Raw genomic sequence first — 22,956 nt, 5'->3', positions numbered from 1 at the left:
GGCTACCCCCGATTCAGACTGTTCAGGCAGAATCCCCCCATACCTTTCCAGGATCTGCCCATGCGCGTTCTGCTGCTTTCCTCTCTGCTGCTCACCGTCACCGCCTGTACCTGGGTGCCGATCGAACCGGCGGGCAAGGCGACCCGCGTGCTGCCGGCAGGTCCGGTTCCGGCCGGCTGCATCGCCAAGGGCGAGGTGGTGGTCACCGTGAAGAGCAAGGTCGGCTTCTACAACCGCAACCCGCTGCGCGTGCAGGAAGAGCTTGAAACCCTGGCCCGCAACGAGGCCCCGAGCGCCGGTGCCAATGCCGTGCAGGCCGCTGCCGCGCCTGCCGATGGCAGCCAGCGCTTCGCCGCATTCCAGTGCCCGCCGCGCTGAATGCTTCACCATACGGCCAAGCCTGAATTCGTAAAGATGCGGTGAAGGCCCCGGGAGTTATAGAATAGCGCCCCCTTTTGCCTGAGCCTTGGCGCTAACCTCGATGCTCTTCAAGAATGTCTCGATCGCCGGCCTGGCACACGTTGATGCGCCGCATACGCTGACGACCAAGGAAATCAACGAGCGGCTGCAGCCGACGTTGGATCGCCTTGGTATCCGCACCGACGTGCTCGGCGATATCGCCGGCATCCATGCCCGCCGCCTGTGGGACAACGGCGTACTTGCGTCCGATGCCGCCACCATGGCCGGCCGCAAGGCGCTGGAAGACGCAGGCATCAATGCGACCCAGGTCGGCCTGCTGGTCAACACCTCGGTCAGCCGTGACTACCTGGAGCCGTCTACGGCCTCCATCGTGTCCGGCAACCTCGGCGTCAGCGACGAATGCATGACCTTCGACGTCGCCAATGCCTGCCTGGCCTTCATCAACGGCATGGACATCGCGGCGCGCATGCTTGAGCGCGGTGACATCGACTACGCGCTGGTGGTGGACGGCGAGACCGCCAACCTGGTGTACGAGAAGACCCTGGAGCGGATGACCGCCCCTGACGTCACCGCCGACGATTTCCGCAACGAGCTGGCGGCGCTGACCACCGGTTCGGGTGCTGCGGCCATGGTCATGGCGCGCTCGGAACTGGTGCCGGACGCCCCGCGCTACAAGGGGGGCGTGACCCGCTCGGCCACCGAGTGGAACCAGCTGTGCCTGGGCAACCTGGACCGCATGGTCACCGACACCCGGCTGCTGCTGATCGAAGGCATCAAGCTGGCGCAGAAGACCTTCAGCGCCGCCAAGATCGCCCTGGGCTGGGCCGTGGAGGAACTGGACCAGTTCGTCATCCACCAGGTCAGCCAGCCGCACACCGCCGCGTTCATCAAGAACTTCGGCATCGACCCGAAGAAGGTCATGACCATCTTCGGCGAGCACGGCAACATCGGTCCGGCCTCGGTGCCGATCGTGCTGAGCAAGCTCAAGCAGCTGGGCAAGCTGAAGAAGGGCGACCGCATCGCGCTTCTGGGCATTGGTTCCGGCCTGAACTGTTCGATGGCTGAAGTGGTCTGGTAAGCAGCCCGCTGCCTGACCTTCTGTAGAGCCGAGCCATGCTCGGCTCACGCGCGCAGCGCGGCTCTTCCGTAGCGGACCGGAGAGCAGCCGAGCATGGCTCGGCTCCACGCCGCGCCGCGATTCTCCTTAGGTGCTCCGCATGCGCGATCTTCCCGGTTACCCCGCCCACCCGCAGCGCTTCGACGTGCGCCCCGGCCTGTCGATGAACTATCTCGACGAAGGCCCGCGCGATGGCGAGGTGGTGGTGATGGTGCACGGCAACCCGTCGTGGAGCTATTACTGGCGCACGCTGGTGGCCGGCCTGTCGGACACGTACCGCTGCATCGTGCCGGACCACATCGGCATGGGCCTGTCGGACAAGCCCGATGACCGCCGCTACGAATACACCCTGCAGTCGCGCGTGGACGATCTCGATGCGTTGCTCAAGCACCTGGGCATCACCGGCCCGGTGACCCTGGCCGTGCACGACTGGGGCGGCATGATTGGTTTCGGCTGGGCGCTGTCACATCACGATCAGGTGAAGCGCCTGGTGGTGCTCAATACCGCTGCGTTCCCGATGCCGGCGGCGAAGAAGATGCCGTGGCAGATCGCGCTGGGTCGTCACTGGAAAATCGGTGAGTGGATCATCCGTACCTTCAACGCGTTCTCGTCCGGTGCCTCGTGGCTGGGCGTGGAGCGGAAGATGCCGGCCGACGTGCGCCGCGCCTACGTGTCGCCGTACAACAGCTACGCCAACCGCATCAGCACCATCCGTTTCATGCAGGACATCCCGCTGTCGCCGGCCGACAAGGCCTGGTCGCTGCTGGAGCGTGCCGGCAAGGCACTGCCTTTGTTCGCCGACCGCCCGGCCTTCCTCGGCTGGGGCCTGCGCGACTTCGTGTTCGATCATCACTTCCTGAAGGGCTTCCAGGCCGCGCTGCCGCAGGCCCAGGTGCATGCCTTCGAAGATGCCGGGCATTACGTGCTGGAAGACAAGCACGACGTGCTGGTGCCGGAAATCCGCGCGTTCCTGGACGCCAACCCGATCTGAGGGATGTGCCGGATCCCGGTAGTGCCGGCCGCTGGCCGGCAAGCGCGCGATGCGCGCCGGGTTCATGAGGTTGCCGGCCAGCGGCCGGCACGACCACTACGCTGCGATCGGTGCCTGCGGTGGTGAGGACGGACTATTGCCGTTGTCGTCCGGGTGGTCGTCGTCGTTGCCCGCTTCGTCGCGCCAGCGCCAGTCGGCCAGCGTCAACGGGTCCAGGCCATAGGCAATGCGCGCCTTGTCGCACTGCGGGCTGGCCTTGCCGTACTCCCACGACGCATCCACTTCGCGGCACACGCTGGGCCGGTTGGGGTGGATGGTGCAGCGTGAATACACGCCGATCTGCGCATCCAGCGCCACGCAGCGCACCGGCTTGGAGTGGGTGCCGCGCATGCACAGGCGGTGCGGGTCGAGCACCTCGGTCAACTGGTGGGGGACGCCGCCGGGAGTGACCTCGTCCGATTCCATCCAGTGGAAGGCCACGCGGTATTGGGTGCAGCAGGCGCCGCAGGTCATGCAGGGATGTTGCATGGGAAAGCCGCCTCGGGCGGCAGTCGGAATCAGGAACGAAGGTGCGGATTTTCCACGAAGTGGGCCGCCGCGCAAGAAATTCCGTAAGCGGCGACAATGAACGGATGAACCGATCCTGTAATATCGCGGCCCGTTTGCCTGAACTGGCGCGTGAACGACCCGACCAGATCGCCATCCGCTGCCCCGGCCGCCGGGGCGCCGGCAACGGCATGGCCGCCTACGACGTCACCCTGGATTACCGCCAGCTGGATGCCCGCAGCGACGCCATGGCCGCCGGCCTGGCTGGCTACGGGATCGGCCGCGGCGTGCGTACGGTGGTGATGGTGCGGCCGTCGCCGGAGTTCTTCCTGCTGATGTTCGCGCTGTTCAAGCTGGGCGCGGTGCCGGTGCTGGTCGACCCGGGCATCGACAAGCGCGCGCTGAAACAGTGCCTGGACGAGGCACAGCCGCAGGCCTTCATCGGCATTCCATTGGCTCACGTGGCGCGGCTGGTACTGCGCTGGGCACCTTCGGCAACCCGCCTGGTCACCGTTGGCCGGCGTCTGGGCTGGGGCGGTACCACCCTGGCCGCACTGGAACGAGCCGGTGCCAGCAGCGGGCCGATGCTGGCCGACACCGACGGCGAGGACATGGCTGCGATTCTGTTCACCAGCGGCTCCACCGGCGTGCCCAAGGGCGTGGTCTATCGCCACCGCCACTTCGTCGGCCAGATCCAGTTGCTGGGCAGTGCCTTCGGCATGGAGGCCGGTGGCGTCGACCTGCCCACCTTCCCGCCGTTCGCCCTTTTCGATCCTGCGCTGGGCCTGACCTCGGTCATTCCGGACATGGACCCGACGCGGCCGGCGCAGGCCGATCCTGCGCGCCTGCACGATGCCATCCAGCGTTTCGGCGTGACCCAGCTGTTCGGCTCGCCGGCCCTGATGCGGGTGCTGGCCCGGCACGGCCGGCCGTTGCCGACAGTGACGCGGGTGACTTCGGCCGGTGCGCCGGTACCGCCGGACGTGGTTGCCACCATCCGCAGCCTGCTGCCCGCCGATGCGCAGTTCTGGACCCCGTATGGCGCCACCGAATGCTTGCCGGTGGCGGTGGTCGAAGGCCGGGAACTGGAGCGCACCCGTGCCGCTACCGAAGCCGGCGCCGGTACCTGCGTGGGCGGCGTGGTCGAGCCGAACGAAGTGCGCATCATCGCCATCGACGACGCGCCGCTGCCGGACTGGTCGCAGGCGCGCGTGCTGGGCGTGGGCGAAGTGGGCGAGATCACCGTGGCCGGCCCGACCACCACTGACAGCTATTTCAACCGTCCGCAGGCCACCGCCGCGGCGAAGATCAGCGAGACGCTCGCCGATGGCAGCACCCGCATCGTCCATCGCATGGGCGACGTCGGCTACTTCGACGCGCAGGGCCGACTGTGGTTCTGTGGGCGCAAGACCCATCGTGTGGAAACCGCACAGGGGCCGCTGTACACCGAGCAGGTCGAGCCGGTGTTCAATACCGTGCCCGGTGTGGCGCGTACGGCACTGGTAGGCGTTGGTCCGGCCGGTGCGCAGGTGCCGGTGCTGTGCGTGGAGCTGCAACGCGGCCAGAGCGACAGTCCGGCGTTGCGCGAGGCACTGCGTGCCCAGGCCGCCCTGCGCTTGCCCGAGGCGAACCTGCAGCATGTGCTGATGCACCCTGCGTTCCCCGTCGATATCCGTCACAACGCCAAGATCGGCCGCGAGAAGCTCGCCGTCTGGGCCAGCGCCGAACTGGAGAAGCGCGCATGAAGATCCTGGTCACCGGTGGTGGTGGTTTCCTTGGCCAGGCGCTGTGCCGCGGGCTGGTCGAACGTGGCCACCAGGTGCTGGCGTTCAACCGCAGCCACTACCCGGAACTGCAGGCGATGGGCGTGGGCCAGATCCGCGGCGATCTGGCCGATGCGCAGGCGGTGCTGCATGCGGTGGCCGGCGTCGATGCGGTGTTCCACAACGGTGCCAAGGCCGGTGCATGGGGCAGCTATGACAGCTACCACCAGGCCAACGTGGTCGGCACCGACAACGTCATCGCTGCCTGCCGTGCGCATGGCATCAGCCGGCTGGTCTATACCTCCACACCCAGCGTGACCCACCGTGCCACGCATCCGGTGGAAGGCCTGGGGGCCGATGAAGTCCCCTATGGCGAAGATTTCCAGGCGCCGTACGCAGCGACCAAGGCGATTGCCGAACAGCGCGTGCTGGCGGCTAACGATGCAGCGTTGGCGACGGTGGCGCTGCGGCCGCGCCTGATCTGGGGCCCCGGTGACCAACAGCTGGTGCCAAGGCTGGCCGAGCGTGCGCGGCAGGGCCGCTTGCGCCTGGTGGGCGATGGCAACAACAAGGTCGATACCACCTACATCGACAACGCCGCGCTCGCGCATTTCCTCGCGTTCGAAGCACTGGCGCCCGGTGCTGCGTGTGCGGGCAAGGCCTACTTCATTTCCAACGGCGAACCGCTGCCGATGCGCGAGCTGGTCAACAAGCTGCTGGCCGCTGTGGGTGCACCGACCGTGGACAAGGCGATCAGCTTCAAGACCGCCTACCGCATCGGCGCTGTCTGCGAGCGGTTGTGGCCGCTGCTTCGCCTGCGTGGCGAACCGCCGCTGACCCGCTTCCTGGCCGAGCAGCTGTGCACGCCGCACTGGTACAGCATGGAACCGGCGCGTCGTGACTTCGGCTACGTGCCGCAGGTCAGCATCGAAGAGGGGCTGCGCAGGCTGAAGGCCGCGTCATGACGTCAGGCTCACAGCGCTGAAGACTTCATCACCCGCAGAGCCTGCCATCACTGGTTGCACACCGCCGAATCGGGAGGATGGACCCACGCCATCCAACGGCCCGGACATCTGCGAGGAGCACCATGCTGCATTACGCCGTTATTTTCTTCGTCATCGCCATCATCGCCGCCGTGCTCGGCTTCTCCGGCATCGCCGGTGCCGCCAGCAACATTGCCTGGATCCTGTTCGTCGTGTTCCTGGTACTGGCAGTGATCTCGATGTTCCGCAAGCGCGGCTAGAAGACCGCAGGGTAGTGCCGGCCGCTGGCCGGCACTGTTCTTCCCGGTGGGTGCCGACCGTTGGTCGGCACGCCCCTTCTGTAGAGTCGAGCCATGCTCGACTGCTTCTCATGAGTCGAGCATGGCTCGACTCTACATGGCGCTGTGCAATCCGCGATCGGCTTCATGGCGCTCCAGCGCCAGTTCGATCAGGCGCGTGATCAGCGTGGTGTAGTCCACGCCGCTGGCGCCCCACAGCTTGGGATACATGCTGATGCGGGTGAAACCCGGCAGCGTGTTGACCTCGTTGATGACGATCTGGCCATCTGCGGTGAGGAACACATCCACGCGCGCCATGCCCGCACACTCCAGCGCCTGATAGGCCTGCAGCGCGATCTGCTGGATGCGCGCCTGGGTTGCAGTATCGATATCCGCCGGCACCACCACCTCGGCGCCATCCTCGTTGATGTACTTGGTGTCGTAGGCGTAGAACTCGTCGTGTACCACTACCTCGCCACACAGGCTGGCCTGCGGATGTGCGTTGCCCAGCACCGCGCACTCGATCTCGCGGCCGACCACCGCCGATTCCACCAGCACCTTGTGGTCGTAGCGCAGCGCCAATGCCAGTGCCTCGGCGAAACCCGCTGCATCCTTGACCTTGCTCACACCCACCGACGACCCCTGGTTGGCCGGCTTCACGAACAACGGCAGGCCAAGCTGAGCGATCACCGCATCGGCATCCACCTCTGCGGCCTGATGGCGACGGATGCACAGCCACGGCGCCACCTGCAGCCCGGCGTCGCGCAGCAGGCGCTTGGTCACGTCCTTGTCCATCGCCACCGCCGAGCCCAGTACCGGCGAACCGACGAAGGGCAGGTTGGCCATGCGCAGCAGCCCCTGCAACGCACCGTCCTCGCCCAGCGGCCCGTGCACGATCGGCAGCACCACATCGATCTGACCCAGCGCGCTGGCCGCATCGGACGGCTGCAGCTGCGCCTGCTCGGCACCCGGGCGCACCGCCAGCGACGTGCCAGACCGATGCAGCGCGATGCGCGACGGATCATCGGCATTCAGCAGGAAGTTCGCAGGCTCGCTCAGATGCCACTGGCCCTGCTTGTCGATGCCGACCAGCACCGGCTCGAAGCGCTCGCGATCAAGCGCGTCGAGGATGTTCTTCGCCGACTGCAGCGAAACTTCGTGCTCGGAGGACTTGCCCCCGAAGATGATGCCGACCCGGGTCCGTGCCATGGGGAGTGCGATGTCCTGTGCATTGCGTGGCCTCATAGCATGAACCTTCATCGGCCCTCCGCGTGAGGCACAGATGAACCAGAAATCCATCCACGCATGGCGTGGATCTACCGTGTCGACCAAGGTCGACACCTACCAACAGCCGAGGAAATCTGTCGAAGGCGGGGTGGGTCCGGTTGCGGGGGCGTGAGCCGCATGGGCCCGAGGCATGCCTCGGGCGGGTTGGGCAGGACGCCCAACCCCGGTCTTGCCGTGTGCGCAGGACTGCGCACACGAGCAAGCGGCGACCGAGCTTACATGGACGTACTTGCAGCGTCCCCCGCAACCGGACCCACCCCGCCATCCCACGGATAGCCAGCTTTTGATGTTGATGTTGCCGGCCAGCGGCCGGTGCCTCCGCGGGCGCCGGGCGGCAGCCCGGCCCAAGCCCCCCACCCACGCAGGTAGAATGCGCACATGGCTCTCTCCCTGCTCAAGTCCCTCAAGCCGGTCGCCGGCCGCGCCCTGCAGACCGCCCTCAACCGCGCGCTGGCGCTGGATCCGGATACCCGCCATGCACTGGCCAGCCTCGACGGCAGGCATATCGACCTGACCCTGGAAGCACCCTCGCTGGCAATGCGCATCAGCGTCGACGGCGACACGCTGCGGGTCGGCCCGGTGGATGCACAGGAAGCCGACCTGGCCGTGCGCAGCAGCCTGGCCGGCGTGCTCGCGCAGCTGCCCCTGCTGGCCAACGCACGGCGCGCCGACAGCAACGGCAAAGGCCGCGTGCGCGTAGCGGGTGACGCCGAACTGGCACGTCGCCTGCAGCAGCTCGCCAAGGGCTTCGATCCCGACTGGCAGCAACCGTTCGTCAGCGTGTTCGGCGAGATACTGGGCGTGCAGGTCGCCAACACCCTGCGCAGTGCCCTGAAGCACGCGCGCCAGGGCGCGATCGACCTGGCCCACAGTGCCGCCGAATTCATCACCGAAGAATCGCGCGATGTAGTGCCGCGCGCTGAACTGGATGCCTTCCACGATGATGTGGACGTGCTGCGCGACGACGTCGAGCGACTGGGTGCACGCGTGCAGCGCCTGCGGGGTGCCGCATGAAGGCCGTGCTGCGGGCAAGCCGCATCGGCCGGGTGATCCTGCGTTACCGCCTTGACGATCTGCTGCAGGGCACGCCCGCCGAGCGCTGGCTGCGCCTGGCCAAGCCGTTCGTGCCGCGCGCCTCGGCCGACATCGCCGCACAGTCGCGCGGCGCGCGCCTGCGTCTGGCGCTGCAGGATCTCGGCCCGATCTTCGTCAAGTTCGGCCAGATCCTGTCCACCCGCCGCGACCTGGTGCCGCCGGACGTGGCCAATGAACTGACCCTGCTGCAGGACCGGGTCAAGCCGTTCGACGGCCATACCGCGCGCCGCATTGTCGAAGAAGCGCTGGGCCTGCCGGTCAGCGAAGCCTTCGCCAGCTTCGACACCGAACCGCTGGCCTCGGCCTCGATCGCGCAGGTGCATGCGGCCACGCTGGCCGATGGTCGCCAGGTGGTGGTGAAGGTGCTGCGCCCGGGCATCGAAAAGCAGATCGACGCGGATATCGCGTTGCTCAATTCGCTGGCCGCCTTGGTCGAGCGTACCCATCCGCGCGCCGACAAGATCCGTCCGCGCGAAGTGGTGGCCGAGGTCGAAAACACCCTGGCCGCCGAGCTGGACCTGCAGCGCGAAGGCGCCAATGCCAGCGTGCTGCGCCGCTTCTGGGAAAACAGCGACGACCTGTACGTGCCGGAAGTGATCTGGAGCCATACCGCCGAGCGCGCGCTGACCCTGGAGCGCGTGTGGGGCATCCCCTCCGACGACATCGCCGCACTGGACAAGGCCGGGATCGACCGCAAGGCGCTGGCCGCCAAGGGTGTACGGGTGTTCTACACCCAGGTGTTCCGCGACAACTTCTTCCATGCCGACGCGCACGCCGGCAACATCTGGGTCGATATCGATCCGGCGCGCCGCGCCAATCCGCGCTTCATCGCGCTGGACTTCGGCATCATGGGCCAGCTCTCGCAGGAAGATCAGTACTACCTGGCCGAGAACTTCATGGCCATCTTCAATCGTGACTACCGCCGCATCGCCGAACTGCACGTGCAGGCGCGCTGGATGCCCGACAACGTGCGCATCGATGATCTCGAGGCCGCCGTGCGTTCGGTGTGCGAACCGTACTTCACCCGGCCGCTGTCGCAGATCTCGCTGGCCGAAGTGCTGATGAAGCTGTTCCGCGTGGCGCAGCGCTACCAGCTGACCCTGCAGCCGCAGCTGATCCTGCTGCAGAAGACCCTGCTCAACATCGAAGGCGTCGGCCGCCAGCTCGATCCGCAGATCGATATCTGGGCGGTGGCCAAGCCGGTGCTGGCGAAGATCCTGCGCGAGCGCTACAGCCCGCGCCGGGTGGTACGCGAGATCGGCAAGCGGCTGCCGGAGATCATGACCCATGCGCCGGACATGCCGCGCCTGGTGCACGCCTGGCTGACCCAGCAGGTGGAAGGCCGCCACGAACTGGCGATGCGTTCGCGCGACCTGGTGGCACTCGATGCCAGCGTGCAGCGCCTGCAGAGGCATGCGGTCGGTGCGATCACCGGTGTCGGCCTGTTGGCCATCGCTGCGCTGATGTACGTGCTGCAGCCGCCGGGCTGGTACTGGGGCGACGTGCCGGCGTGGAGCTGGCTGTCCGGTGCCGTCGGCGCGGTGGCGCTGCTGCGCGCGTGGTGGAAGTAGGCCCCGTGCTGCAGGCGCTGAAGGACGAACTGGCGCGCTTCGGCGCCGACAACGACGCCCGCGAAAGCGCGCGCGGCCGACGCATGCTCAACATCACGCCCGGCACCGGCGAGTTCCTGTCGGTGCTGGTGCGTTTCGGCACTGCGCAGCGGGTACTGGAAATCGGCACCTCCAATGGCTACTCGACGCTGTGGCTGGCCGAAGCGGCAGCCGCCGTCGACGGCCACGTGACCACGCTGGAATACGCCGAGGACAAGGTAGCGATGGCGCGTGACACCTTCGCGCGCAGTGGCCTGGCCGAACGCATCACACTGGTTCACGGCGACGCCGGGCAATGGCTGGCACAGGCCGCCGATGCCAGCATCGACCTGCTGTTCCTTGACTCGGACCGTGGGCAATACGCCGGTTGGTGGCCGCAGCTGCGCCGCGTGCTGTGCCCCGGTGGCCTGCTGGTGGTGGACAACGCCACCTCGCATGCGGAGGAGATGGAGCCGCTGCGTGTACTGCTGGAGGCTGATCCGGACTTCAGCACCAGCCTGGTGCCGGTGGGCAACGGCGAGCTGTTGGCCGTGCGCAGCGCCTGACGCCCGCGCGCCACAAACACGGGGTCAGATCCCTTTTCCCGCGGAAAAGGGATCTGACCCCATACAGACCGCCCTTATAATCCCGCGGTGAGCACCGAACCCGATACCCTCGCCGCGGTCGAGACCGATACCGCGCCCCTGCAGCTGCTGCACCTGGATGAGCGCCTGGCCGTGGTCAACAAGCCTGCCGGGCTGATGGTCCACGACAGCAAGCTGGCCCGTGGCGAAGACGACTTCCTGGCCGACCGCCTGCGCGAGCAGCTGGGTCGCCCGATTTTCCTCGTGCATCGGCTGGACCGGGCCACCAGCGGCTGCCTGCTGCTGGCCTTCGACCGCGAGACCGCCAGCGTGCTGGGCAAGGCGCTGATGGGCGGCGAAGTGCTGAAGGACTACCTGACCGTCTGCCGTGGCTGGCCGGCCGAACTCGCCTGGCAGGTCGACCATGATCTGGACGGCGGCCCGGGCAAGCCGGTGAAGAAGCCCGCCGTGACCGACTTCCAGCGTCTGGCCACCGGCGAACTGTCGGTGCCGGTCGGTGAGTTCACGAGCTCGCGTTACGCGCTGCTGCGCTGTCAGCCGCAGACCGGGCGCTTCCGGCAGATCCGCCGGCATCTCAAGCACCTGTCGCACCACATGATCGGCGACACCAGCCACGGTGATGGCCGCCACAACCGCATCTTCCGCATGCAGGGCGTGCACCGCATGCTGCTGCACGCCGAGCGCCTGCGCTTCCCGCACCCGGACGGTGGCAGGGTGGATGTGCGCGCACCGCTGGACGGCGGGTTCCAGAAGGCGCTGGACCTGTTCGGCTGGCAGGTGCCGTAGCGGTAGCGCCGGGCCATGCCCGGCGGCTTCTGCGATGAAACGGCCGCCTTTTGCGCTCGCCGGGCATGGCCCGGCGCTACCGCCTCACTTCTTTTCCGGCTCGTTGACGATCGCCTCCAGGTCCTTCTGCAGGTCCGCGAACAGCGGCTGCATGCGGGCCTGGATCGCCACCATCACGTTCTGCATCAGCGCCGGGGTCTTGTCCAGCAGGCTCTGGCCGGCCGCGCTCTCGTAGAACTCGGCCATCGCCAGCACGTCTTCCTTGCTGAAGGTCTTCTTGTACAGGTCCACGTACATCGGCCGCAGCTGCTGCCATGACAGGGCCTGGCGCAGGGTCTGGCTGGTCCGCGCCTGGATCCGCTGCAGCTGTTCCTGCTGCTGGGCGTTGAGCTTGCGCTGCGCGGCCACCTGCTGGAACTGCTGCTGCTGCATTGCCTCGATCTGCGGCAGCATGGTGTCGATCATGCTCTGTGCGCGCGAGGCCGACAGCAGGCGGTTGATGTCGCCATCGGTCGGCGGGGCGGCCAGCGCCGGGGTACTGGCCACGGCCAGTGCCAGCAGCAGCGCCAGGCGGCGCAGCAGGGACGGCAGGGCGGGTGCGGTGCGGGTCATGCGGGGCTTCCTGCAGTACATGGGACGGCCAGCATACCGGCAGCCAAGGCGAAGGCGGCGTGTTCGGTACCTGATCGGCGGCATACGGTGCGCAATGACGCACTCCGTCGCGTGGCTGCCGCTACAATGCGCGGATGGGCAGTGGACCGGTCACCATCAGCGCGCAGCTTGAAATCCCCGACGGCGAGATCGTCGAGCGGTTCGTGCGTGCCAGTGGTGCCGGCGGCCAGAACGTCAACAAGGTCTCCACCGCGGTGGAACTGCGTTTCGATGTGGCCGGCTCGCCCTCGTTGCCCGAGCCGTTGCGCGAACGCCTGCTGGCGCGGCGCGACCGGCGCATGACCGGCGAAGGCGTGCTGGTCATCGATGCGCAACGTTTCCGGACCCAGGATCGCAATCGCGAGGATGCGCGCGATCGGCTGGCGGCCTTCATCCAGGCGGGGCTGCACGTGCCCAAGCCACGCAAGGCCACCAAGCCGACCCTCGGGTCGAAACTGCGTCGTCTGGACGCCAAACGCGGGCGCGCGCAGGTCAAGCGCGGGCGCTCATCACGTGACTGGGAGTGATTGCTTGAACAACCCGACTTCGTTGCTGCCGGCCGTGCCGCCGCAGATGCCGCAGGTCAAACCCAACGCCTTCCTGCGCTGGCTGGCGCGCTGCACCCTGCGCATGGGTGGCTGGAAGGTGACAGGTACCCTGCCTGACATTCCCAGGCTGGTCTTCATCATCGCCCCGCATTCGTCCAACTGGGACGGCCTGTGGGGCATGGCGGCCAAGATCGCGCTGGGCATGAAGGTGAAGGTGCTGGGCAAGGCGTCGCTGTTCTGGTGGCCGCTGGGCCCGCTGCTGCACAAGCTGGGCGTGATCCCGCTCGATCGCAGTTCGCCGCAGGGCACGGTGGGCCAGGCGGTGGACCTGCTGCGCAACAACGAGAAGATGTGGTTCGCCATCACCCCCGAGGGCACGCGCAAGGCGGTGAAGGACTGGAAGGCCGGTTTCCTGAAGATCGCGCGCATGGCCGACGTGCCGATTCTGGCGGCGTACTTCCACTACCCGGAGAAGATCATCGGCATCGGTCCGGTGTTCACCCCGACTGGCGATGACGCCGCCGACATGGCCGCCATCCGCGAGTTCTACCGGCCCTGGATCGGCAAGACCCGCGGCACGGTCTGAGCCGGCCGCGCGCCGCTGCCTAGACGCCACGTCCGGCACATGCCGGGCGCGCGCGACAGGAGTAGGGTGGACGGCTGGTATCCCATACCGTCCGCCCAAGGAGCGTTTTACATGTCGCGTACCGTAGTCCTGGCCGCCGCCATCAGCCTGGCGCTGGCGGCCTGTTCCGGCAAGGAGTCCACCCCCGTGTCCGAAGCCCAGAAAGCCCCGGCCCAGCAGCCGGCCGAAGCGTCCACCAACCCGCTGCTGAGCGCCAGCACGCTGCCGTTCCAGGCGCCGCAGTTCGACAAGATCAAGGACAGCGACTACCTGCCGGCCTTCGAAGAAGGCATGCGCCAGCACCTGGTCGATGTCCGCAAGATCGCCGACAACCCCGAGCCGGCCACCTTCGACAACACCCTGGTGGCGATGGAGCGCAGCGGCGAGACGCTGAACCGCGTGTCGCGCATCTTCTTCGGCCTGGTCCAGGCCGATGGCACCGAAGCGCGCCAGAAGATCCAGGAAGACATCGCACCCAAGCTGGCCGCGCACCAGGACGAGATCAACCTCGACCCGAAGCTGTTCGCGCGCGTGAAGTCGCTGTACGACCAGCGTGACACGCTGCAGCTGGACCCGGTGCAGAAGCGCCTGGTCGAGCATTACTACGACGGCCTGGTGCGCGCCGGTGCACAGCTGTCCGACGCCGACAAGGCCAGTCTGCGCAAGCTCAATGTGGAAGAGACCACCCTCTCCACCCAGTTCCACACCCGCCTGGTGGCCGCTACTGCTGCCGCTGCCGTGGTTGTTGACGACAAGGCCAAGCTGGCCGGCCTGGACGACAACGCGATCAACAACGCTGCGTCCGCCGCCAAGGACCGCAAGCTGGATGGCAAGTTCCTGCTGCCGCTGCAGAACACCACCCAACAGCCGGTGCTCGGCTCGCTGACCGACCGTGACCAGCGTGCGGCCGTACTGAAGGCTTCGGAAACCCGTGCCGAGCGTGGCGATGCCAACGACACCCGGCAGACCGTGCAGCGCCTGGCCCAGCTGCGTGCGCAGAAGGCCAAGCTGCTCGGCTTCGACACCTTCGCCGACTACCAGCTGGGCGACCAGATGGCCAAGACGCCGGCGGCCGCGCTGAAGCTGCTGACCGACACCGTGCCGGCCGCCACTGCCAAGGCACGTGCCGAAGCCGGCGAGATCCAGAAGGTGATCGATGCGCAGAAGGGCGGCTTCCAGGTTGCCGCGTCCGATTGGGACTTCTACGCCGAACAGGTGCGCAAGGCCAAGTACGATCTGGACGAGTCGCAGGTCAAGCCGTACTTCGAACTGGACAACGTGCTGCAGAACGGCGTCTTCTACGCCGCCACCCAGCTGTACGGCATCACCTTCAAGCCGCGCACCGATATTCCGACCTACAACCCGGACATGAAGGTGTACGAAGTGTTCGACAAGGACGGCACGTCGCTGGCCCTGTTCTACACCGACTACTTCAAGCGTGACACCAAGTCCGGCGGCGCCTGGATGGACGTGTTCGTCGAACAGGATGGCCTGACCGGTGCCAAGCCGGTGGTCTACAACGTCTGCAACTTCACCAAGCCGGCCGCCGGCCAGCCTGCGCTGATCAGCTTCGACGACGTCACCACGATGTTCCATGAGTTCGGCCACGCACTGCATGGCATGTTCTCGAACGTGAAGTACCCGTCGATCGCCGGCACCGCCACCTCGCGTGACTTCGTCGAGTTCCCGTCGCAGTTCAACGAGCATTGGGCGCTGGATCCGAAGGTGTTCGCCAACTACGCCAAGCACTACAAGACCGGCGAGGCGATGCCGCAGGAACTGGTCGACAAGATCCTCAAGGCACGCAGCTTCAACCAGGGTTATGCGACCACCGAGTACCTGTCGGCCGCACTGCTGGACCTGGCCTGGCACACGCAGAAGGCCGATGCGCCGCTGCAGGATGTCGGCGCCTTTGAAGCCAGCGCGCTGAAGAAGTTCAAGGTCGACCTGCCGCAGGTGCCGCCGCGTTACCGCACCACCTACTTCGACCACATCTGGGGTGGCGGTTACTCGGCCGGTTATTACGCCTACTTCTGGGCCGAAGTTCTCGACCACGACGCTTACCAGTGGTTCACCGAACACGGTGGCCTGACCGCGGCCAACGGCCAGGAGTTCCGCGACAAGATCCTTTCGCGCGGCAACAGCGTGGAGCTGTCGACCCTGTACCGCGATTTCCGCGGCAAGGACCCGTCGGTGGAGCCGCTGCTGAAGTTCCGCGGGCTGAAATAAGAAAGCGAAAACGGCGGGGGAAACCCCGCCGTTTTTCTTTCTGTAGAGCCGAGCCCACGCTCGACTGATGTTTCCTGGAAAGGCAGCCGAGCATGGGCTCGGCTCTACAAAGGCGGAAAAGCCAGTTGAGCATGGCTCGACGCTACACAAGCGCTTTACGTGCCCACATGCACCCGGTTCGCCTGCTCGGCCAGCCCGAGGTGGTCCAGCGCGATGTCCAGCGCCAGCACATAGCTCTGCGCGCCGTAACCGGCGGCGATGCCCAGGCGCTGGCCGACCCCGGCCGGCAGGCACGGCTCGGCCACCGCGCCGTCGTCATGCACTTCCACGTAGGCGTTGTGCAGGTAAGGCAGCAGCCGCTGCAGGCGCAGGCTGTTGGCACACGCGCCTGGATCGAGCAGCGTTACCTCGCCGCGGCTGTGATCGGCCACGCGCAGCGCATCCAGCAGTTCCTGTTCCGAACCGCAGGCACGGATCGCTACGCTGGTCCCGGCGTCGATCGCACGGTGCACCAGCGACTTCAGTACCGGTGCCGGCAGTGGCATCGCGGTGCGGATCAGCTCACCGGCCGCTTCCGGGCCACGGATGATGAAGATCGACATGGCTCAGCCCTCCTGCGCCAGACGGCGGCCGACGATGGCCAGCGACAGCGGGTAGCCGGCCTGCTGGCTGCGCTGGTCCACCACCACCGCAGCGGGACCATGCTGCAGGCGCAGGCGTGCATCCAGGCCACGTTCGCTGGGCGCCTGCAGTTCGATGTACTGCGCAGGCAGTCGTTCCAATGCCGCCTGCAGTGCACCGCCCTCGGCCTGCCATTGCGCCTCGTCGGCTGCACCCACATCCAGCAGTACCCAGTCGGCCGAGCGCGCCTGCGGCTGGCACAGGCACTGGCGGACTTCGGACAGACTGGCGCAGTCGCTGCACAGCACGCGATGGCCGGACAGCTGCGCCGGCAACTGCGGGCGCGGCGCCGACGGAGACGCGTGGCGGATCACCAGGAGGGTCATACAACACCTTGCGGAATGCGCCCTGCGGCGCGGTGGGCACACGATGCGCGTGGTGCCCGTAAAGGTGCGATGCCCGTTGCCGGGGGCGCGCGTAAAACCTGCGTAACCCCGGCATGGGTAGCGCCGGGCCATGCCCGGCTTGCTCTTTGTAGAGTCGAGCACGTTCGACGCTACGGAATGGCAGCCGAGCGTGGCCTCGGCTGCACAGGATGCCGGCGCGGGAACCTCTTCGGCCCGGATGTGGTCTGATACGTCTATCACCAACCCGGAGCCTGTCATGGATGCTGTAGCCCGCCCCCCGTTTTCCGAACGCGCACTTGCCTGGCTGAAGAAGGAGGCGCTGCCCTTGCTGGTGATGCTGGGCCTGCTCGCCGCCGCTCGCGATACCCTGGCCAACCACTACGTGGTGCCCAGCGGTTCAATGCAGCCGACGCTGCAGCCCGGTGACCGGGTGGTGGTGGACATGCGTGCCTACGGCCTGCGCCTGCCGTTCACCGGCAAGGAACTGATGGCGACCGGCACCCCGCAGCGCGGCGAAGTGGCGGTGTTCGATTCGCCGGCCGATGGCACCCGCCTGATCAAGCGCGTGGCTGCAGTGGCCGGTGATCATGTGCAGCTGCGCGAAGGCCATCTGAGCATCAATGGCCAGCCGCTGCAGATCGCCGACCTGCAGGACGTGGAAGCCTTCGGTCAGCGCCAGGCCAGCCTCGACCTGGACATGGGCGGTGGTCCGGACATCGCCGACCTGGTGGTGCCCGACGGCAAGGTGCTGGTGCTGGGTGATCACCGCGGCAACAGCTTCGACGGTCGCTTCTTCGGCTTCGTCGACGCCGGCAAGGTCTATGGCCGCGCCGTGGCGGTGTACTACCGCCGTGGCGACGGCTTCGAGTGGCAGCGCCTGTAAGCTGAATTGATACTTCAAAAGTATCAATCCTGACTTATCGGGTTATGGATCGACTGGATCGACGGGCCTAGTCTGGGGCCCGTCCTCTCCCACGCCCGGCCGTCCCCACCGGCCCATCGATCCCATGACTGGCGAAACCACGGCGGCCGTCGAGCGCCGCCTCCACACTGTCGACCCCCGCGTCGAGACGCGCATCCAACAAGGCACACCGGCCTTTCGCCGCACCGCACTGGCGCTGTTCCTGGCCGGCTTCTCCACCTTTGGCCTGCTGTACACGGTGCAGCCGCTGCTGCCCGAGTTCAGCCGTCACTTCGGTGTCTCTGCCGCCGGCAGCGCGATGTCGCTGTCGCTGACCACCGGCACCCTGGCCGTGGCGATGCTGCTGGCTGGCCTGCTGTCCGATGCGGTGGGTCGCCGTCCGTTGATGATCGCTGCGCTGCTGGCCTCGGCCATGCTGTCGTTGAGCACCGCGCTGGTGGATGACTGGACCACGCTGCTGGTGCTGCGCACCCTGCTCGGCCTGGCACTGAGCGGCGTGCCGGCAGTGGCGATGACCTACCTGGTCGAGGAAATGGACAGCCGCGCGCTGGGCCTGGCGATGGGCCTGTACATCGGCGGCAATGCCATTGGTGGCATGAGCGGACGCCTGCTGGCCGGCATCATCGCCGACCACTGGGGCTGGCGCTGGGGCATTGGCGTGGTCTCGATCATCGCCATCGCCAGTACCGTGCTGCTGTGGCTGCAGCTGCCGCCGTCGCGCCATTTCCATCCCCGCCGCGAAGGCCTGCGCCAGTTGCCGTCGCGCTGGCGCACGCTGTTCGCCGACCCCGGCCTGCCGTGGCTGTTCGCCACCTCGTTCGTGCTGATGGGGGTGTTCGTCACCCTCTACAACTACCTGGGCTACCACCTGCTGGCGCCGCCGTACCGCCTCAGCCAGACCGTGGTCGGCCTGATCTTCAGCGTGTACCTGGTGGGCACCTTCAGTTCGGCATGGATGGGCCAGCAGGCCACGCGCTATGGCCGCGGCCGCATCCTGTCGATCTCATTCGCGCTGATCGGCGCCGGCATCGCGCTGCTGGCAATGCCGTGGCTGACCACGATGGCACTGGGCATCGCGCTGGTCACGTTCGGATTCTTCGGCGGTCATTCGGTGGCCAGCAGCTGGGTCGGCAGCCGCGCCGGCACGATGCGTGCCGAGGCCTCGGCGCTGTACCTGTTCTCCTACTACCTGGGCAGCAGCGTACTCGGCGCCGTGGGTGGTCTGGCCTATGCCGCGTGGGATTGGCTGGGCGTGTGCCTGTTCACCGGCGTGCTGACCCTGCTCGGTGGCGGCATCATCTGGGCCCTGCAGCAGCGCGCCCCGCAGCCGGTGACGGCGTGACCCGACGCGCGTTCCGCACGGGCACGGCGTTGCTCTGGTAGATGCCGACCTTGGTCGGCGCTCTGGCAGGGCGGCCAACCAAGGTTGGCGTCTACCAAAGCTGCCTGGTCGGCCGCATTACCCGCCCGCGAACGCCCCGCGCAGCAATCCGGCGAAATTACGGATCAACGGCGTCACCCCCTCGCGGTGCCACGCCAGCTGCACTTCCGAATGCGCGCCGGCATCGGCCATCGCCACGAAGCGCGCTCCCTCTACCTGGATGTGGTCGCATGACGACGGCAGGATCGCTGCACCCAGACCTGCAGCTGCCAGACTGATCAGGGTCGACGCTTCGCCGGCCTCCTGCACGATGCGTGGAGTGAATCCCGCCGCCGCGCACAGCGCAATCATGTGGTCATGGATGCCCGCGCCCGCGCTGCGGCGGAAGGCCACGAACGGCTCCTGCGCGAAGTCGCGCAGCGACAGCGTGCCCTGTTTCGAAAGCCTGTGCAGGGCAGGGTGATCGGCATGCACGATCAACGCCAGCGGGTCGACGAACAGGCTGTGCGCCACCAGTTCCGGTGGCAACGCACGCTTGCGGATGATGCCCACGTCCAGGCTGCCATCGAGCAGCGCATCGATCTGCTGCAGGGTGTTCATCTCGCTCAGCTGCAGTTGCACCTGCGGGTATTGCTGGCGGTAGCGCAGGATCGAACGCGGAATCTGCGGTGACAGCGGCGTGGCGCGGGTCAGGCCGATACGCAGCTCACCCTGCTCACCGCGCTGTGCGCGCTGCACTTCGTCCACCGCCACTTCCACCTGCTGCACGATGGCGCGTGCACGTTCCTGCAGCAGCTCGCCCGCAGGCGTCAGCTGCACACGGCGGTGGCTGCGCACGAACAGGCGTGCACCGATCAGGTCTTCCAACTGGCGGATCTGCTGGCTTAGTGGCGGCTGCGACATGCCCAGCCGCTCCGCCGCCTGTCCGAAGTGCAGCGTATCGGCAACGGCAAGGAAGTAACGCAGGTGGCGAAGTTCGATGGACATGGGGCCAGTTTATTCATCGTCAGCCGGAAATGAATCAGAGATGGGGTCAGAGCCCGTTGCGCAGCAACGGGATCCGACCCCGACAGATCGCGGGGATCTGTCAGAGGCGGGGCGGTGTGGGTGGGCAGGACCGTTGGCGCCATGGATGGCGCCATCGAGCCCCCATGGGTGAGGGCGCTTTGCTTGCGAAGCACTGCTTCGCAAGCGCCCGAACGCACAGCCGCCAGCGGCTGGGCCGGACCGCGGAGCGGGGTTTACGGCGTGTCCTGCCCACCCACACCGCCCCGCCATCTACGGAATGCCCGCTGTTGCCGTTGCCGTTGACGTTGATTCGGCAGGTGCAGGGCGCAGCCCTGCCGAACACCCCTTACCGCTCCGAATGCCCGCTCTGGTCGTAGTCGCGCGGACTGAACAACTCCGGCTGGATCAGCTCGATGAACGCCCGCGCCTGCGCCGACAACGCCTTGCCGCGGCGCACGATCACCCCGTAACTCCGCTCGGGGAACCAGCGCTTCATCGAGCGCGCCGCCAGCCGCTCGTGGTCGGCCTCGTTCAGGCACAGCGCCGGCACGATGGAGATACCCATGCCCATCGCCACGTATTGCTTGATCACCTCCCAACCACCCACTTCCAACGCCACGGTGTAGGCAATGCGGTGGCGCTGGAACACCTGGTCGACCAGGCGGTAGGTGATCTGCCGCTTCGGCGGTAGCACCAGCGGGTAGCGGGCGATGTCGGCCAGTTCCAGTTCGCCGCCGCTGGCCAGCGGGTGGTCGTGCGGGGCGATCAGTACCTGCTCGAAGCGGTAGGCCGGGGCGTAGGTCAGGTCGGCCGGCACATCGGTCATCGAGCCAATCGCCAGGTCGGCCGCATCTTCGCGCAGCAGGTCGGTGCCATCGGCGCTGATTGCGTTGTGCAGGGTCAGGCGCACGTCGGGGTGGTGCAGGCGGAAGCGTTCGACGATCTTTGGCAGCAGGTACAGGATGGTCGAGCTGTTGGCGGCGATGTTCAGCTCGCCCGCATCCAGGCCGCGCACCTTGTCGCGGAACCGCGCCTCCAGCCCGTCCAGGTTTTCCACCAGCGGCTGCGCCATTTCATACAGCAGCTGGCCCTCGCGGCTGGGCACCAGGCGGCGTCCGCTGCGCTCGAACAGCGGCACGCCCAGCTCCCGTTCCAGCGCCTGCAACTGCAGGCTGATGGCCGGCTGGCTGACGAAAAGCGCCTCAGCCGCCCGTGAGACCGAGCCCAGGCGCACGGTCTGGCAGAACGCGCGTAGCGGCTTCAGCCGGTCGGATTTGTAGGAAAAACGAGGACTTGGCGGGGCACGTGTGCTCATCATTTCATGAGTATTAGCACAACTTATGTAGAACATTGCAAAAACTGTTTTGCCAAATACTCAGGCCCGGCGGCACCGTGGAGGCGTTCCCCCACCGCTGGAGTCGCCCCATGTCCGCCGTCGCTTCCGCTGTTCCCACTCCCGCCTCCAAGGCCACCCCCGGTATCGCCCTGGCGACCCGCGTGGCCGGCCAGGACACCGTGCTGCCGGCGCCGCTGCTGGCCCTGCTGGTGTCGCTGCACCGCGCAGTGGAACCGGGCCGGCAGGCACGGCTGCAGGCACGACGCGAACGCCAGGCGTTCTTCGACAAGGGCGGCCTGCCGGACTTCCGCGAAGACACCATCGCGATTCGCAGCGGCGACTGGACCGTCGCCCCGCTGCCGGCCGTGCTGCAGGACCGCCGTGTCGAGATCACCGGCCCGACCGATCCGAAGATGGTCATCAACGCGCTGAACTCCGGCGCCAAGGTGTTCATGGCCGACTTCGAAGATTCGACCTCGCCGACCTGGCGCAACCTGCTGGCCGGTCAGCAGTCGCTGGCCGCTGCGGTCCGTGGCGATCTCGAGTACACCGCACCGGCATCCAACGGGAAGGCCGGCAAGCACTACACCCTGCGCCCGTTCGACGAACAGGCGGTGCTGATCGTGCGGCCGCGCGGCTGGCACCTGGACGAGAAGCACGTGCGCATCGATGGCCAGTTCATCGCTGGCGGCCTGTTCGACGCGGCGGTGTTCGCCTTCCACAACGCCCGCACCCTGCAGAGCAAGGACCGCGGTCCGTATTTCTACCTGCCCAAGCTGCAGAGCATGGAAGAAGCGGCGCTGTGGGAGACCGCGCTGTCGCACATCGAAGGCATGCTCGGCCTGCCGCACGGCCAGATCAAGGTGACCGTGCTGATCGAAACGCTGCCGGCCGTGTTCGAGATGGACGAGATCCTGCACGCGCTGCGTGACCGCATCGTCGGCCTCAACTGCGGCCGCTGGGATTACATCTTCTCGTACCTGAAGACCTTCCGTCGCCACGCCGACCGCGTGCTGCCCGAACGCGGCCAGGTGACCATGACCCAGCCGTTCCTGAAGGCGTATTCGGAGCTGCTGATCCAGACCTGCCACCGCCGTGGTGCGCATGCGATGGGCGGCATGGCCGCGCAGATTCCGATCAACAACGATGCCGCCGCCAACGAACAGGCGATGGCCCGCGTGCGCGCCGACAAGCTGCGCGAAGTCAGTGCTGGCCACGACGGCACCTGGGTTGCGCATCCGGCGCTGATTCCGGTGGCAATGGCGATCTTCGACGAACACATGCCCGGTGCGAACCAGCACAGCGTGCTGCGCCAGGATGTGCGTGCAGGCCGCGACGAACTGATCGCGCGGCCGCCGGGCACCATCACCCGCGCTGGCTTCGAAGGCAACGTGGAAGTCTGCGTGCGCTATCTGGCGGCGTGGCTGGATGGCAATGGCTGCGTGCCGATCCATCACCTGATGGAGGACGCGGCCACCGCCGAGATCAGCCGCAGCCAGCTGTGGCAGTGGCTGCACACGCCGGGCCAGCAACTGGACGATGGCACCGCGATCGACCTGGCCCTGCTCGATGCCTCTCTGGCGCAGCTGCCGGCGCGGTTGGGCGATACCGCCGCGTTGCCCGGTGGCGCACGCATCGGCGAGGCCATCGCCCTGCTCGGCGATCTGAGCCGCAGCGAAGAACTGACCGATTTCCTGACCCTGCCGGCCTACGCGCGCATCGATTGACTGCCGCCCGCGTTTCCACGCCGTTTCCCTCCCCGCTGCAC

Annotated in this window: 23 protein-coding genes; 16 read left to right on the top strand and 7 right to left on the bottom strand. The window is 67.1% G+C overall.

Going from position 1 to position 22,956, the window contains the following annotated elements; genetic code table 11:
- The first annotated feature begins 60 nt into the window (after positions 1 to 60).
- The 3 genes from ABR323_RS08880 (at position 61) to ABR323_RS08870 (ending at position 2,528) form a co-directional block, all read left to right on the top strand.
- Positions 61 to 378, top strand: coding sequence for a DUF4156 domain-containing protein (locus ABR323_RS08880; protein ID WP_005407628.1), 318 nt, complete (start codon positions 61 to 63; stop codon positions 376 to 378).
- Positions 379 to 481: 103 nt separating this feature from the next.
- On the top strand, positions 482 to 1,498 hold the full coding sequence (locus ABR323_RS08875; RefSeq protein ID WP_439449016.1) for a 3-oxoacyl-ACP synthase III: 1,017 nt from the start codon (positions 482 to 484) through the stop codon (positions 1,496 to 1,498).
- 139 nt (positions 1,499 to 1,637) lie between these two features.
- Positions 1,638 to 2,528 (top strand): alpha/beta fold hydrolase, encoded by an 891-nt coding sequence (locus ABR323_RS08870; protein ID WP_439449015.1) that lies wholly within the window; start codon positions 1,638 to 1,640, stop codon positions 2,526 to 2,528.
- Positions 2,529 to 2,624: 96 nt separating this feature from the next.
- On the opposite strand, the gene ABR323_RS08865 is transcribed toward ABR323_RS08870, so the two are convergent.
- Positions 2,625 to 3,056: a YkgJ family cysteine cluster protein gene (locus ABR323_RS08865; RefSeq protein ID WP_046985344.1), complete on the bottom strand. Its 432-nt coding sequence runs from the start codon at positions 3,054 to 3,056 to the stop codon at positions 2,625 to 2,627.
- A gap of 104 nt (positions 3,057 to 3,160) precedes the next feature.
- Here ABR323_RS08865 and oleC point away from each other — a divergent pair, with 104 nt between their 5' ends.
- The 3 genes from oleC (at position 3,161) to ABR323_RS08850 (ending at position 6,080) form a co-directional block, all read left to right on the top strand.
- Positions 3,161 to 4,819 (top strand): olefin beta-lactone synthetase, encoded by a 1,659-nt coding sequence (gene oleC, locus ABR323_RS08860; protein WP_439449014.1) that lies wholly within the window; start codon positions 3,161 to 3,163, stop codon positions 4,817 to 4,819.
- The gene (oleD, locus tag ABR323_RS08855; RefSeq protein WP_439449013.1) at positions 4,816 to 5,802 is read left to right on the top strand and encodes a 2-alkyl-3-oxoalkanoate reductase; all 987 of its coding nucleotides are present in this window, start codon (positions 4,816 to 4,818) and stop codon (positions 5,800 to 5,802) included. The genes oleC and oleD overlap by 4 nt, the downstream gene beginning before the upstream one ends.
- A gap of 122 nt (positions 5,803 to 5,924) precedes the next feature.
- On the top strand, positions 5,925 to 6,080 hold the full coding sequence (locus ABR323_RS08850; protein ID WP_004153593.1) for a DUF1328 domain-containing protein: 156 nt from the start codon (positions 5,925 to 5,927) through the stop codon (positions 6,078 to 6,080).
- 132 nt (positions 6,081 to 6,212) lie between these two features.
- Here the strand turns inward: ABR323_RS08850 and ddlA are convergent, their stop codons facing one another.
- On the bottom strand, positions 6,213 to 7,307 hold the full coding sequence (gene ddlA / locus ABR323_RS08845) for a D-alanine--D-alanine ligase (RefSeq protein ID WP_439449012.1): 1,095 nt from the start codon (positions 7,305 to 7,307) through the stop codon (positions 6,213 to 6,215).
- A 456-nt stretch (positions 7,308 to 7,763) separates the two neighbouring features.
- Between ddlA and ABR323_RS08840 the strand changes: the two genes are divergently transcribed.
- The 4 genes from ABR323_RS08840 (at position 7,764) to ABR323_RS08825 (ending at position 11,460) form a co-directional block, all read left to right on the top strand.
- A complete protein-coding gene (locus ABR323_RS08840) occupies positions 7,764 to 8,399 on the top strand; it encodes a ubiquinone biosynthesis accessory factor UbiJ (protein WP_439449011.1) in 636 nt (211 codons plus the stop codon).
- Positions 8,396 to 10,051 (top strand): ubiquinone biosynthesis regulatory protein kinase UbiB, encoded by a 1,656-nt coding sequence (gene ubiB / locus ABR323_RS08835; protein ID WP_439449010.1) that lies wholly within the window; start codon positions 8,396 to 8,398, stop codon positions 10,049 to 10,051. The genes ABR323_RS08840 and ubiB overlap by 4 nt, the downstream gene beginning before the upstream one ends.
- Positions 10,052 to 10,056: 5 nt before the next feature.
- Complete coding sequence (locus ABR323_RS08830; protein ID WP_439449173.1) at positions 10,057 to 10,635, top strand: O-methyltransferase; 579 nt, start codon at positions 10,057 to 10,059, stop codon at positions 10,633 to 10,635.
- Between the two features lie 87 nt (positions 10,636 to 10,722).
- Entirely contained in the window at positions 10,723 to 11,460 is a 738-nt protein-coding gene (locus tag ABR323_RS08825; RefSeq protein ID WP_439449009.1) for a pseudouridine synthase, read from the top strand.
- A gap of 84 nt (positions 11,461 to 11,544) precedes the next feature.
- Here the strand turns inward: ABR323_RS08825 and ABR323_RS08820 are convergent, their stop codons facing one another.
- Entirely contained in the window at positions 11,545 to 12,072 is a 528-nt protein-coding gene (locus ABR323_RS08820) for a DUF2059 domain-containing protein (RefSeq protein ID WP_135271938.1), read from the bottom strand.
- A gap of 134 nt (positions 12,073 to 12,206) precedes the next feature.
- Between ABR323_RS08820 and arfB the strand changes: the two genes are divergently transcribed.
- From arfB to dcp, 3 genes are all read left to right on the top strand, one after another.
- Positions 12,207 to 12,638, top strand: a complete 432-nt coding sequence (gene arfB / locus ABR323_RS08815; RefSeq protein WP_004135621.1) for an alternative ribosome rescue aminoacyl-tRNA hydrolase ArfB — start codon at positions 12,207 to 12,209, stop codon at positions 12,636 to 12,638.
- A 4-nt stretch (positions 12,639 to 12,642) separates the two neighbouring features.
- On the top strand, positions 12,643 to 13,245 hold the full coding sequence (locus ABR323_RS08810) for a lysophospholipid acyltransferase family protein (protein WP_439449008.1): 603 nt from the start codon (positions 12,643 to 12,645) through the stop codon (positions 13,243 to 13,245).
- Between the two features lie 111 nt (positions 13,246 to 13,356).
- Complete coding sequence (gene dcp / locus ABR323_RS08805) at positions 13,357 to 15,513, top strand: peptidyl-dipeptidase Dcp (RefSeq protein WP_439449007.1); 2,157 nt, start codon at positions 13,357 to 13,359, stop codon at positions 15,511 to 15,513.
- A gap of 155 nt (positions 15,514 to 15,668) precedes the next feature.
- Here the strand turns inward: dcp and ABR323_RS08800 are convergent, their stop codons facing one another.
- Both ABR323_RS08800 and ABR323_RS08795 read right to left on the bottom strand, forming a co-directional pair.
- Positions 15,669 to 16,115 carry a 3-dehydroquinate dehydratase gene (locus tag ABR323_RS08800; protein WP_135271941.1) on the bottom strand — a complete coding sequence of 149 codons (447 nt, stop codon included), beginning with the start codon at positions 16,113 to 16,115 and terminating at the stop codon, positions 15,669 to 15,671.
- 3 nt (positions 16,116 to 16,118) lie between these two features.
- The gene (locus ABR323_RS08795; protein ID WP_439449006.1) at positions 16,119 to 16,520 is read right to left on the bottom strand and encodes a hypothetical protein; all 402 of its coding nucleotides are present in this window, start codon (positions 16,518 to 16,520) and stop codon (positions 16,119 to 16,121) included.
- Between the two features lie 277 nt (positions 16,521 to 16,797).
- Between ABR323_RS08795 and lepB the strand changes: the two genes are divergently transcribed.
- Both lepB and ABR323_RS08785 read left to right on the top strand, forming a co-directional pair.
- Positions 16,798 to 17,424, top strand: coding sequence for a signal peptidase I (gene lepB, locus ABR323_RS08790; protein WP_135271943.1), 627 nt, complete (start codon positions 16,798 to 16,800; stop codon positions 17,422 to 17,424).
- Positions 17,425 to 17,548: 124 nt separating this feature from the next.
- Positions 17,549 to 18,805, top strand: coding sequence for an MFS transporter (locus ABR323_RS08785; protein ID WP_439449005.1), 1,257 nt, complete (start codon positions 17,549 to 17,551; stop codon positions 18,803 to 18,805).
- 117 nt (positions 18,806 to 18,922) lie between these two features.
- Here ABR323_RS08785 and ABR323_RS08780 read toward each other — a convergent pair whose 3' ends face one another.
- Positions 18,923 to 19,831 (bottom strand): LysR substrate-binding domain-containing protein, encoded by a 909-nt coding sequence (locus ABR323_RS08780; RefSeq protein WP_439449004.1) that lies wholly within the window; start codon positions 19,829 to 19,831, stop codon positions 18,923 to 18,925.
- A gap of 367 nt (positions 19,832 to 20,198) precedes the next feature.
- Positions 20,199 to 21,167, bottom strand: a complete 969-nt coding sequence (locus ABR323_RS08775; protein WP_439449003.1) for a LysR family transcriptional regulator — start codon at positions 21,165 to 21,167, stop codon at positions 20,199 to 20,201.
- Between the two features lie 110 nt (positions 21,168 to 21,277).
- Between ABR323_RS08775 and aceB the strand changes: the two genes are divergently transcribed.
- Positions 21,278 to 22,915 carry a malate synthase A gene (gene aceB, locus ABR323_RS08770; RefSeq protein WP_439449002.1) on the top strand — a complete coding sequence of 546 codons (1,638 nt, stop codon included), beginning with the start codon at positions 21,278 to 21,280 and terminating at the stop codon, positions 22,913 to 22,915.
- Positions 22,916 to 22,956: the final 41 nt, after the last annotated feature.

The sequence above is a fragment of the Stenotrophomonas sp. ATs4 genome (genome assembly GCF_051861585.1).
Taxonomy (GTDB): Bacteria; Pseudomonadota; Gammaproteobacteria; order Xanthomonadales; family Xanthomonadaceae; genus Stenotrophomonas; species Stenotrophomonas maltophilia_AS.
The sequence above is the reverse complement of the archived record's forward strand: the minus strand, read 5'-3'. Positions and strand labels throughout refer to the sequence as shown.